This is a genomic window from Thermotoga sp., from assembly GCF_021162145.1.
Taxonomy (GTDB): domain Bacteria; phylum Thermotogota; class Thermotogae; order Thermotogales; family Thermotogaceae; genus Thermotoga.
On record NZ_JAGGZH010000023.1, the window covers coordinates 1 to 12,214 of the forward strand.

General features: G+C 48.5%; 13 protein-coding genes. 8 read left to right on the forward strand and 5 right to left on the reverse strand.

Features of this window, described 5'->3' with window-relative positions; genetic code table 11:
* The 5 genes from J7K79_RS01965 to pfkA all read right to left on the reverse strand — a co-directional run.
* Positions 1 to 1,459: DEAD/DEAH box helicase (locus tag J7K79_RS01965; protein WP_296904573.1), on the reverse strand; the 1,459-nt coding region annotated here is incomplete at its 3' end.
* Between the two features lie 142 nt (positions 1,460 to 1,601).
* Complete coding sequence (gene hpt, locus J7K79_RS01970) at positions 1,602 to 2,114, reverse strand: hypoxanthine phosphoribosyltransferase (RefSeq protein ID WP_296904575.1); 513 nt, start codon at positions 2,112 to 2,114, stop codon at positions 1,602 to 1,604.
* Complete coding sequence (locus J7K79_RS01975; protein WP_296904577.1) at positions 2,114 to 2,740, reverse strand: MBL fold metallo-hydrolase; 627 nt, start codon at positions 2,738 to 2,740, stop codon at positions 2,114 to 2,116. The genes hpt and J7K79_RS01975 overlap by 1 nt, the downstream gene beginning before the upstream one ends.
* A 12-nt stretch (positions 2,741 to 2,752) precedes the next feature.
* Positions 2,753 to 4,153: a pyruvate kinase gene (gene pyk, locus J7K79_RS01980; protein WP_296904579.1), complete on the reverse strand. Its 1,401-nt coding sequence runs from the start codon at positions 4,151 to 4,153 to the stop codon at positions 2,753 to 2,755.
* 15 nt (positions 4,154 to 4,168) lie between these two features.
* Positions 4,169 to 5,128 (reverse strand): 6-phosphofructokinase, encoded by a 960-nt coding sequence (gene pfkA, locus J7K79_RS01985; protein ID WP_296904581.1) that lies wholly within the window; start codon positions 5,126 to 5,128, stop codon positions 4,169 to 4,171.
* A 158-nt stretch (positions 5,129 to 5,286) separates the two neighbouring features.
* Between pfkA and J7K79_RS01990 the strand changes: the two genes are divergently transcribed.
* From J7K79_RS01990 to glyS, 8 genes are all read left to right on the forward strand, one after another.
* Complete coding sequence (locus tag J7K79_RS01990) at positions 5,287 to 5,496, forward strand: DUF2007 domain-containing protein (RefSeq protein ID WP_296904583.1); 210 nt, start codon at positions 5,287 to 5,289, stop codon at positions 5,494 to 5,496.
* Complete coding sequence (gene gcvT, locus J7K79_RS01995; RefSeq protein WP_296904585.1) at positions 5,493 to 6,584, forward strand: glycine cleavage system aminomethyltransferase GcvT; 1,092 nt, start codon at positions 5,493 to 5,495, stop codon at positions 6,582 to 6,584. Before J7K79_RS01990 ends, gcvT begins: the two co-directional genes overlap by 4 nt.
* Positions 6,581 to 6,955: a glycine cleavage system protein GcvH gene (gene gcvH / locus J7K79_RS02000; RefSeq protein ID WP_296904587.1), complete on the forward strand. Its 375-nt coding sequence runs from the start codon at positions 6,581 to 6,583 to the stop codon at positions 6,953 to 6,955. Before gcvT ends, gcvH begins: the two co-directional genes overlap by 4 nt.
* Before the next feature lie 21 nt (positions 6,956 to 6,976).
* Complete coding sequence (gene gcvPA / locus J7K79_RS02005; RefSeq protein WP_296904590.1) at positions 6,977 to 8,290, forward strand: aminomethyl-transferring glycine dehydrogenase subunit GcvPA; 1,314 nt, start codon at positions 6,977 to 6,979, stop codon at positions 8,288 to 8,290.
* Positions 8,287 to 9,747 carry an aminomethyl-transferring glycine dehydrogenase subunit GcvPB gene (gcvPB, locus tag J7K79_RS02010; protein WP_296904592.1) on the forward strand — a complete coding sequence of 487 codons (1,461 nt, stop codon included), beginning with the start codon at positions 8,287 to 8,289 and terminating at the stop codon, positions 9,745 to 9,747. The genes gcvPA and gcvPB overlap by 4 nt, the downstream gene beginning before the upstream one ends.
* Positions 9,713 to 10,099, forward strand: a complete 387-nt coding sequence (locus tag J7K79_RS02015; protein ID WP_296904593.1) for a RidA family protein — start codon at positions 9,713 to 9,715, stop codon at positions 10,097 to 10,099. The genes gcvPB and J7K79_RS02015 overlap by 35 nt, the downstream gene beginning before the upstream one ends.
* A 3-nt stretch (positions 10,100 to 10,102) precedes the next feature.
* Complete coding sequence (locus J7K79_RS02020; RefSeq protein WP_296904595.1) at positions 10,103 to 10,963, forward strand: glycine--tRNA ligase subunit alpha; 861 nt, start codon at positions 10,103 to 10,105, stop codon at positions 10,961 to 10,963.
* A partial coding sequence (glyS, locus tag J7K79_RS02025) for a glycine--tRNA ligase subunit beta (RefSeq protein WP_296904597.1) occupies positions 10,944 to 12,214 on the forward strand: 1,271 nt, incomplete at its 3' end. The genes J7K79_RS02020 and glyS, both read left to right, overlap by 20 nt.

The window sequence follows — 12,214 nt, forward strand, 5'->3', positions numbered from 1 at the left end:
CCATACGGCCCTTGTTCATGAGGGCTTCCCTCTGCCTTACTCCGAATCGGTGTTGCTCGTCTATTACAATAAGGCCGAGGTTTTTAAAGCGTACGTCTTCTTGTATCAAAGCGTGTGTTCCTATCACCAGGTCTATCTGACCGTTCTTCAACCCCGATTTTATCTTCTCTTTTTCCGATGAGGAGGTCGCTCCGATGAGAAGTGCCACTCGGATATCGAACCTGGAGAAACTCTCGACAGTTCTTCTGTAATGCTGTATCGCGAGGATGGATGTTGGAACCATGAGGGCGGCCTGAAAACCAGCTTCGTGGTTGTCCAAGATGGCAAGCTGAGCGACCACCGTTTTTCCCGAGCCCACATCTCCCTGAAGAAGGCGGTTCATTGGCCTTTCAGAGATCATATCCTTCCTTATTTCCTCGTGTGCCCTCTTTTGAGCGTTTGTGAGCTGAAAAGGTAGAGATCTTATGAACTCTTCCGCTAGCTTCCCTTCTATCCTCTTTGGAATTCCTCCGTGCTTTTCCCTTTCATTCCTCACCTTCTGGAAGGCAAGCTGCAACATGAGCAGCTCTTCGTAGGCCAGCCTTTCCCTGGCCTTTTCAAGGTGATAGAGAGTCTTCGGAAAATGCATGCCAAAGTAAGCGTCTTTTATACTGAGTAGATTTCTTTTCTTTATTATCCTTTCTGGAAGGGTCTCTTCCAGCGAGCAACAGAGGGAGGGTATGTTTTCCTCGAATATCCTTCTCATCTGCTTCTGTGAGATTCCGGAGGTCAAACGGTAGATGGGGAATATCCGCCTAATGATCTCTCTCTCCTTTGGAAGGACTTCGGCGTTGTGGATTTCGTATTGATTGGTGTAGGGGTTTATCTTCACGACTCCCGTCACAAAGACTTCCCTGCCGACGAGTTGCTTCAACTGGTTGTGGAGAAAGTCCTGGTTGAACCATTTCAGCAGCACGTGTATCAATCCATCGGACAGGACAGCCACCAGTATGTTCATGTTCTGGAACTTCTTCTTCTCCACGCTCGAGATTCTTCCCTGCGTTGTCACCTTCTTTCCAGGTATCAGCTCGTTCAACTTCAGTATCTTCCTTCTGTCTTCGTAATCTCTGGGGAAGAATTCGAGAAGATCCTTCAGGGTTTCTATTCCAATCTTTTTGAGCTTCTTCCTTCTGCCGGGTCCCACTCCCCTGGCGTACTGGACGTTCGTTGATAGATCTATCCTTTCCTGTGAAGAGCAGTCCAGATGTTCAACGAGATACCACTTTCTGAGCTTTTCTATCATCTCGAACGTCTTTTCGATTCTGTATCTCTTCCTCGGTTCAGGAAGGTGAGGAATCTCTTTCACGTAATCCACAAAGGCACGAAGCTTGCTCTGTAGGTCTTCATTTTCCAGTAGAGGATCATCCAGCTCCTTCTGGAGTTGAAGAATCCTTTTTTCGCTGATCTGGTCTTTCAACATACGCTCGACTTCGTCGAGAAACTCTTCCAGAAGTACAGGCAGAAGAATTCACCCCACCAGAAAGGAGAGGATGTAAAGTATCTGAAGCACTATGAGAGAAACTATCAAGAGAACAAGCAGGGCGAAGATGAGAATGAAACCCTTATTCCACATAGCCTATGTACGGGAGGTTTCTGAACTTTTCATCCACGTCCAAACCATACCCAATAAGGAACTTGTCATCCACTCTGAAACCGACGAAGTCCAGAGGAACACCGTGATTGTGCACGGTTTTCTCTATGAGAGTCACTATTTTGAAGTCTCTGGGATTGTACTTCTTCAGGTATCGAACTATGTGTTGAAGAGTGAGGCCTGTATCGACTATGTCTTCCACCAGAAGCACGTACTCGTCGTGTATGGATTCGTCGATCCAGGATTTCACCCTGATTCTTCCCGTTGAAGAGGTTCCCTGATAGCTTGATACATGGATGAAGGAGTACTTGACGTTCAGATTCCTCATGTTCAGTACAAGATCGCTGAAAAAGTGTATGGAACCCTTCAGAATACATACAGCGTGAATGGTATCCGTTTTGTTTCTGTAATACTCTTCTATCTCCTGAGCGAGTTCCTTCACCCTCTTTTTTAATGTCTCTTCGTCTATCAACACCTTTATCATCACTGCACCTCCATGACGATAATTTTCCGTTCGGTGGGTTTTTCGAAGAGCTCGAGGATGTTTCCGACGCGCTCGTGTTTTTCGAACAGTTTCAAGAACTCGTCGACGGACAGAAGGTTGAACTTCAGGTATTTCGTCTTGTAGTGCATGGGAACAATGAGTTTTGCCTTCAGCATCTCTGAAACTTCCTTTGCCTCCCGTGGACCTATGGTGTACGTCCCCCCAACCGGAACCAGTAGCACGTCGACTTCTCCTATTTCTTCCGCCTGAGACGGTGTGAGCACGTGTCCCAGATCACCCAGGTGACAGACCCTCAGCCCTTCACCTTCGAAAACGAAGACGATGTTCTTACCCCTCTCTCTTCCGTGTGAGGAATCGTGAAATGTCTCTACTCCCTTTATCTTCACACTGTTCACGGTGTAGCTTCCGGGACTGTTGATCAACCGAAAGTTTCCCTTCACTAAATGGTGAGCGTTGTGATCAAAGTGCTGGTGGCTTTCAGTGACAACGTCAGCTGACACGTTTGGAATGGGATAGCCCACGCTTTCATCGAATGGATCGGTGACGAGGGTCAACCCTTCAATCTCCAGGGCAAAACATGCGTGGCCGAACCAGGTGATCTTCATATCGATCCCTCCTCACTCTACCCTCAACACCCTTATAGTATTCGTCGTTCCCACTTTCCCGGGCACACCAGAAGTGAGGACCACAAGATCTCCCTTTTCAACCAATCCCATTTCTTCGATCTTCCTCAGACCCTTTTTGATGAACTCCAGTTCCTGTGAGCAGCTTTCGGCGAGGACGGGTATCACCTTTCTGACGATGGAGAGTCTGTGATAGGTCCTCTCTTCGGGAGTCAGCGCCACGATAGGCTGTGGCACGTTGTATTTCGAGATCCTGATGGCCGTGCTTCCGGAGATAGTGGGAGTGATGATCAACGTCGCTTTCAGAGATCTGGAGAGTTGCCAGCACGCATGGGAAATGGCCTCAGACACATCGTTTGTATCGTATTCCAGAGTTCTGAAGAACTCTAACTTCTTCTCCACCTCTTCAGCCACCTTGCTCAGGACTTTTATTGCCTCCAGAGGATACTTTCCAACAGCAGTTTCGGCCGTCAAAAGCAAAGCATCCGCACCGTCGAAGATGGCGTTCGCTATGTCTGCGACCTCCGCACGAGTCGGATATGGGTGTTCTATCATCGATTCAAGAATCTGTGTGGCCACCACAACGGGTTTGGAGTAATATTTCGCAATTCTTATGATCTCTTTCTGAACGATGGGTACCTCTTCTATGGGGATCTCTACACCCAGGTCTCCTCGAGCCACCATGACGGCGTCGCTCACCTTTACTATGTCCTCCAAACGTTCTAGAGCCTTCTTCGTTTCTATCTTTGCGATTATGGGGATATCTTTTCCGTGCTTTTTGATTTCTTCCTTTGCTTTGAGAATGTCCTCTGGCCTTCTTACGAAAGAGAGCGCGAAGAATTCTACATCATGAAGCGTACCAAGCTCAATGAACTCTCTGTCTCTATCGGTGATGGATTCCACCGAGAGATCCGCGGTTGGAACGTTCACACCTCTTCTGTGCGTGATTCTCCCGCCAACTTTCACAACCGTTTTCACATCCGTGTCTGTTGTTTCGAGTACCTCAAGAACGATCTCCCCATCGCTCAACAAGATGGTATCTCCTTTCTTCACGTCCCTTGGGAGCGTCCTCAGATTGACGGAAACAATCTTCTCATTCCCCAAAAACTCCTTTGTGGTCAGTGTGAAGATCTGGCCCTCTTTCAGCTCCACGAACTCTTTCTCGAGGTAACCTGTTCTAACCTTTGGACCTGCAAGGTCGATCACGATCGCTATCGGTTTTTTCTTCCTTTTCCTCAGATCTTTTATCTTCAGAATCTTCTGCTCCTGTTCGTTCCAATCGCCATGAGAAGTGTTTATTCTGAAAACGTTAACTCCAAGATCTATCATTTTTTCTATCATTTCGTGGCTGTCGGTCCTCGGTCCGACCGTGCAAACGATCTTGGTGCTCCTCACTACTTTCACCTCGTTTCATGAAAGCAAGTGTGCTATTTCATAGAGTTTCCTGTCAATAGTCTTCTTGGCCGAAAGGGCCTCCATTATGGGAACCCTGACGAACTTGCTGCCTTGGAGTGCTATCATTACATCCACTTCGCCGTCTAGAAGGGCTTCGACAGCTTCCACTCCCATGCTCAGCGCTAGTCTTCTGTCGAACGCTGTCGGAGAACCACCTCTTTGAACATGACCCAGTATCGTGATCCTCGTTTCGTAACCTATTCTGTATTCGAGGTGCCTTGCGACAGTGTAGGCGCTTGCCGCACCCTCTGCGACAACGATGATACTGTTTATCTTTCCTCTTCTTCTTTCCTGAAGTATCCTGTCGGCGAGCTGAGAATAATCCACGGGTATCTCTGGTACGATGATGGCTTCCGCTCCCGTTACCAAACCTGCCATGAGTGCAATATAACCCGAATGTCTTCCCATGACCTCCACGATGAACGCTCTCTCGTGTGAACTTGCAGTGTCTTTCAGTTTCTGAATAGCGTCCATGACGGTGTTCAGACATGTGTCCACTCCGATGCACATGTCGGTGAGTCCGATATCGTTGTCTATGGTCGCGGGAATCCCGACGACGGGTATATTGTGTTCTTCATAAAGAAGGTGCGCTCCCGTGAGACTCCCTTCGCCACCGATGACGATCAGACCTTCTATTTCGTGCTTTTTCAACTGCTTCGCCGCTGTTTTCCTACCTTCCTCCATCTTGAACTCTTCACATCTCGAAGTCCTCAGTATCGTACCACCCTTTTCTGTGATCCCTGCAACATTCTTGTACTCGAGCTTCACGAAATCACCGTCTATGAGGCCAGAGTAGCCTCTTCTCACACCTATAACTTCTAATCCGTTTTTGACCCCGTACCTCACAACCGCTCGCACTGCTGCGTTCATACCAGGGGCGTCTCCTCCACTTGTGAGTACCGCTATTTTTTTCAAGGCTATCGTCCTCCCCGAGAGTTAATTTATTAGCCCCAATTGAGAGTTTAGCATATATAGAAGAAGGTGATAAAATCTGTTTGGGGTTCCTATGTCAATTTACCACTTCCGTGGAACGTTAACACATCGTGAATCATAGTGTAAGGAGGTTTCAAACTTTGGAGTGGGAGATTTTAATCGAGGGGAACGAACTGGAAATCAGGATGGTGGAAGATCTTTTGAAGGAATGTGGCATACCGTACATAATTGAAACGTGCGACGATGTGACCCCCCGGGCTATCTTCGGTTCATCTGCTCTCGTTCAGATAAAAGTACCAAAGAACTTGTTGGAAGAGGCGAAGAAGGTTCTGGAGGGGATACAGGGATGAGAAAGACCCCTCTCTATGAGAAGCACGTTGCTCTGGGGGCGAAAATGGTTGATTTCGCAGGCTGGATCATGCCCCTATATTACACCTCCATATTCGAAGAGGTGGAATCAGTTAGAAAGGTAGTGGGGATGTTCGATGTTTCGCACATGGGGGAGATAGTTGTAGAAGGCCAGGATACGGAACCTTTTGTGAATTTCCTCGTGACGAACGATTTTTCCTCCATTCCCGAAGGAAAGGCGATGTACACCGTAATGTGCAACGAAGTGGGAGGAATCCTCGACGATCTTGTAGTGTACAAGATCTCTCATGAGAGAGCTATCATGGTCGTGAACGCGGCGAACATTGAAAAAGACTTCGAGTGGGTAAGATCGCATTCGAAGAGGTTCAAAGTCGAAGTGAGAAATGTTTCTGATGAGACCGCACTTGTAGCTTTTCAAGGGCCGAAATCTCAGGAAATCCTTCAGAGAGCTGTGGATGTCGATCTGGAGAGAATCGGTTACTACTCGTTTCGGTGGGGAAAACTCGATGGTAAGAATGTCCTCATCTCTCGAACGGGTTATACAGGAGAAGATGGGTTCGAGTTGATGGCGAAAGCAGAGAGTGCTACGAAGATCTGGGATGTGCTTCTGGAGATAGCGAATACCGTTGATGGAAGACCAGCAGGTTTGGGAGCTCGGGATGTGTGCCGCCTAGAAGCAACCTACCTTCTCTACGGGCAAGACATGGATGAAACCACCAGCCCCTTCGAGGTGGGACTCTCGTGGGTGGTGAAGATGAGCAAGGATTTCATAGGAAAAGAAGCACTGCTCAGATTGAAAGAAAAAGTCGGAAGAAAACTTGTAGCACTGGAGCTTTCGGAAAGGAGGATCGCAAGGAAGGGCTACAGTGTTTTGAAGGAAGGAAAGGAAATAGGAAAGATAACGAGTGGGAACTTTTCACCTGTTCTTGGGAAATCCATAGCTTTGGCTCTCGTATCCAGATCCGTGAAACCCGGAGATCGGCTGGAAGTTACGTTTCCCAGAAAGAACGTGGAAGCCCGCGTTGTGAAAAAACCGTTCTACAGAGGAAGTGTGAGGAGGGAGGCGTGAAAATGAAGAAGTACACCAGAACTCATGAATGGGTCGAAATCGAAGGGAAAGCGGCGACCGTCGGTATCACGAACCACGCGCAGGAAGAACTCGGAGACGTGGTCTACGTGGATCTTCCAGAGGTAGGAAAGGAGGTGAAGAAGGGAGACGTTGTGGCCAGTATAGAGTCTGTGAAAGCTGCTGCAGATGTCTATGCACCGCTCAGTGGAAAAATCACAGAGGTTAACGAAAGGCTCGAGTCTGAACCCGAGCTCATAAACAAAGACGCAGAAGGAGAGGGCTGGATCTTCAAGATGGAGATCTCCGGCGAGAGCGAGCTGGCAGATCTCCTCGACGAGCAAGCGTACAGGAAGCTTTGTGAACAGAAGTGAGTCTCTTGGAGGTGCCCAGAGTTGAAGTATCCTTACATTCCCCACACAGAAGAGGATATCCGTGAGATGCTTGATTTTATAGGGGTTTCATCCATAGAAGATCTGTTCTCTGGGATTCCGAACTCCACGAGATCTTCTCTAAACCTCCCGGAATCTCAGGACGAGTTCACCGTTTTCGATCAACTTAAGAGAATTTCTGAGAAAAATGTGGATCTTGAAGAGTACTCCGTCTTCCTAGGGGCGGGTGTGTACAAAAGATACGTTCCATCGGTTGTTTATGATCTGGCCATGAAACCGGAGTTCTTGACAGCTTACACACCCTATCAGGCGGAGGTTTCCCAGGGAACTCTCCAAGCGCTCTTCGAGTACCAGACCATGATCTGTGAGTTGACCGGGATGGAAGTGGCAAACGCCTCTATGTACGATGGAGCAACAGCTCTTGCCGAAGCCGTTCTGATGTGTTTCCGCCTGACAAAGAAAGAAAAGGTCCTTGTTGCCAGGTCGGTTCATCCGGAGTACAGGGAAGTTCTCAAAACTTACCTCGAAACTCGCGGTTTCAAGATGGTAGAAGCAGAATATGACGAGGCGGGAAGAGTTGTTCTCGAAGGAATCGACGATGAAACGGCGGCCGTTGTGGTACAGTATCCGAATTTTTTCGGGGTGATAGAGGATCTCGACTATGTGAGAAGACGGGTACAGAACACCCTGATAGTGGTTGTTGTAGAACCTGTTTCACTGGCAGTTCTGGAACCTCCAGGAAGTTTTGGAGCAGATATCGTCGTTGGAGAGGGGCAATCTCTGGGAATACCGATGTGGCTCGGAGGGTATTCTCTCGGCATCTTCGCTACGAGGGAAAGGTACGTCAGACAGATGCCTGGAAGACTGATAGGGGAGACCGTCGATGTGGAGGGGAACGTGTCGTACACGATGATCCTTCAAACCAGAGAGCAGCATATAAGGCGCTCAAAAGCCACCTCCAACATCTGCTCGAACCACGCCCACGCTGCCTTGATCGCGTCCGTGTACTTGAGTGTTATGGGGCCAGAAGGCCTGAAGGAAGTGGCAAAGCGCTCTTACGATGCAGCACACTATCTTCAAGAAAAGCTGGAAGAGAAGGGCTTTAGAAAGAAGTTTTCGAGCGATTTTTTCAGCGAGTTCGTTTTCAAAGTTCCCGAAGATTATCCTGAAAAATGGAAAAAGATGATGAAGAGAAAGATCTTGGGACCTCTGCCTTTGGAAAAGGTGTACCCCGAACTGAGTGGCACAGCCCTTGCGTGTGCTACGGAAGTGATTACTGAGGACGACATCGAAAGACTTCTGGAGGCGATGGGATGACGATATTCGATAAATCGAAAAGAGGAAGGAGGGCCTTCAATCTTCCGAAAAGGAAAGTGCCAGAGTACCCTCTTCCGGAGTGTCTTACCCGCCGAACACCTCTGAGATTGCCAGAGGTGAGCGAACCCGATGTTGTGAGACATTACACTGAACTCGCCCGCAAGAACTACGCGGTGGATGTGGGGATATACCCCCTTGGGTCGTGTACCATGAAGTACAACCCCAAACTGAACGAGAAGGTGGCGAGCCTTCCAGGATTCAAAAACATTCATCCTCACCAGCCTGAAGAAACACTTCAGGGATGCCTGCAATTGATGTACGATCTGAAGACGATGCTCTGTGAGATCACTGGAATGGACGACATGACACTGCAGCCCGCTGCGGGTGCCCACGGCGAGCTGACGGGAATGCTAATAGTGAAGAAGTTCTTCAACGATAGAGGTGATACAAAGAGAAGGAAGGTACTGGTGCCAGATTCCGCACACGGGACGAACCCCGCATCTGCCTCCATGGTGGGCTTCGAGGTGGTGGAGATAAGGAGCAAAGATGGTATTGTAGACGTGGAGGATCTGAAATTTCATCTGGACGATGAAGTCGCAGCAGTTATGCTCACGAATCCCAACACGCTTGGCCTCTTCGAAAAAGATATTCTGAAGATAGCAGAACTGACCCACGAGAGTGGAGCTCTGCTTTACTACGATGGGGCAAATCTCAACGCCATCATGGGTAAGGTGAGACCAGGTGACATGGGGTTCGACATCGTCCATTTGAACCTTCACAAGACGTTCTCTACGCCACATGGCATGGGAGGGCCTGGTTCTGGACCTGTCGGTGTGAAGCGATATCTGGTGGATTTTCTGCCGTTCCCGAATGTAGAGAAAGAAGGGGATCATTACAAGTTCACCGTTCCGAAGAAGACCATAGGGCGCGTGAGGAGCTTCTTTGGGAACCTCCCCGTTCTTGTCAAAGCTTACAGTTACATCCTGACGATGGGAAAGGACGGACTTGAGAGAGCAAGCGAAATGGCCGTTCTGAATGCAAACTATTTGAAAAAAAAGATCTCTGGATTCCTGAAAGTACCTTGCGATGGTTTCTGTATGCACGAATTTGTAGCAAGTGCTGAAGAGGTGTTCAAAAAAACAGGTGTCAGAACCATGGACCTGGCGAAGCGAATCCTGGACTACGGTGTCCACCCACCGACGGTGTACTTTCCCTTGATAGTTCCCGAGGCGCTGATGATAGAACCCACCGAAACAGAGAGCAAGGAAACGCTGGACAGATACGCTGAGATCCTCGAAAAGGTGGTTAAGGAGGCGTTCGAGAATCCAGGTGTTTTGAAGAGTGCTCCTCACAGAACGCCCGTTCGGAGGGTGAACGAGGTGCTCGCCTCGAGAAAACCTGTTTTCAGATGGAGGGGAGAAAATGAAACGTGTGATCGAAACCGACAGGGCACCTAAGGCCATAGGACCCTACTCTCAGGCGATAGTCGTTGGTAACATGATGTTCGTCTCCGGACAGATCCCTGTGGATCCCAAAACGGGTGAGATCGTGGATGGTACCATCGAAGAAAAAACAGAGCAAGTCTTGGAAAACTTGAAAGCAATTCTGGAAGCTGGGGGATTTTCTTTGGAAGACGTGGTGAAGGTGACGATATTCACCACCAGTATCGACTTTTTTCCAAAGGTCAACGAGGTGTACTCGCGTTACTTCTCTTCACACAAACCCGCCAGATCCTTCGTGTCAGTCGCCCAGCTTCCAAAGAACGTGGAGATAGAGATAGAAGCCATAGCTGTGAAGGAAGGGGAGTGAACGATGTACCTTCAGGACGTGATAATGAAACTGAACGAATTCTGGGCTTCCAAAGGATGCCTCCTGGAGCAGCCCTACGATTTGGAGGTGGGTGCTGGAACTTTTCATCCTGCAACCTTCTTTGGGAGTTTGAGAAAGGGAACGTGGAAGGTCGCTTACATTCAACCTAGTAGAAGGCCAGCTGATGGGAGGTACGGTGAAAATCCAAACAGGCTTCAAAGATATTTCCAGTATCAGGTGGTAATAAAGCCTTCCCCTGGGAACTCTCAGGAGCTGTATCTGGAATCTCTGGAATACCTGGGTGTGGACCTCAGGAAACACGATGTGAGGTTCGTGGAAGACAACTGGGAATCTCCCACACTTGGAGCTTGGGGAGTTGGGTGGGAAGTGTGGTTGGATGGCATGGAGATCACGCAGTTCACCTACTTCCAACAGATAGGCGGTATCTCCCTGAAGGAAATACCTCTCGAGATCACCTACGGCCTTGAAAGGATTGCTATGTATTTGCAGGGGGTCAACAACATCTTCGAGGTGAAGTGGAACGAGCACGTAAAATACGGAGATGTTTTTCTTGAGAACGAGAGAGAATTTTCCTTCTTCAATTTCGAAGAAGCAAATGTGGACCTTCTGTTTAGACATTTCGAGGAATTTGAAAGGGAGTTCTACAGACTCATAGAGAAGAGGCTCTATCTTCCCGCTTACGATTACGTGTTGAAGTGTTCGCACACTTTCAATCTTTTGGACGCTCGAGGAGCGATAAGCGTGTCTCAGAGACAGGCGTACGTGAAGAGAATCCAGGCGATGGCGCGGAAGGTCGCAAAAGTCTTCCTGGAGGTGCAGGAGCATGAGAACAGCCCTGCTTGAAATCGGACTCGAAGAACTTCCGGCGAGTGAATTTCATAGTATTCTAGAACAGCTCGAAACGAAAACAAAAGAGTTGCTAAAAGCAAACAGAATTCTATGTGATTCGGTGGAGGTATTCGTTGGTAGCAGGCGTTTTGGTGTCCTTCTCCGTGGTCTTCCGGAAAAACAGGAAGGTTTCGTGGAGGAGAAAAAAGGTCCTCCTTTGAACGTAGCCTACAATAAGGAGGGTGCTCCCACCAAAGCTCTGGAGGGATTCTTGAAGAAGAACAACGCCTCTTTTGAGGATATCGTGGAAAAGGATGGCTATGTGTACATCTCGAGGAAAATAGAGGGGAAAACTCTTGAAGAGGTGCTTCCGAAGGTCTTTGAGGATCTTGTGCTGGGAATGAGTTTCAAAAAGCCCATGAGGTGGGGGAGTGGGGAGTACGAGTACGTGAGACCCGTTCACTGGATCGTTGCCATGCTGAACGACAAGATCCTGGAGCTTACTCTCTTTGGTCTGAAGGCTTCGCACTTTTCCTATGGAAAGAGATACCATTCCGGTTCCCTTGAGATAGCCACCCCGGATGAGTACTACGAGGTTCTCAGGTCGGAATACGTGATGGCCTCACATGAAGAGAGAAAGAGAAGTGTTTTGAAACAGCTGGAAGATTTCGAGAAGAGTCACGAGATGAAAGTGGAACGCGATGAGAATCTCATCGATGAAATCGTTGCGATAACAGAGTACCCAAAGATTCTTGTGGGACAGTTTGACCAGAAGTATCTCGAACTCCCAGAGGAAATCATCGTCACAGCTGTGAAACACCATCAGAGGGCTTTCATTGCTCGCAAAGACAGATTGACGAATTTCTTCGTGGTCTTCCAAGATGGTCCCCAGCCTCCTGAGAACGTTGTCAAAGGGTACGAGCGGGTGATAAATGCCCGCTTGGAGGACGCTCGTTACTATTTTTACAAGGATCTGGAGATTTCTCTCGAAGAGATGAATGAAAAGCTGAAGGAAATCGTATTTCAAGAAAAGCTCGGCACACTGTACAACAAGGTGGAAAGGATTGTGAAGATCTCTAGGAAGATATGCGAGGAGCTGAAATTTCCTGAGGATTTCACTGACAAGGTGTTGAAGGTGGCGTCAGTGTGCAAAGCAGATATCGCTTCCAAGGTGGTGTACGAATTTCCAGAACTTCAGGGTGTCATGGGGAGAATCTATGCTTTGAAAGGAGGAATGGACGAGGAACTCGCGATCGCAATAGAAGA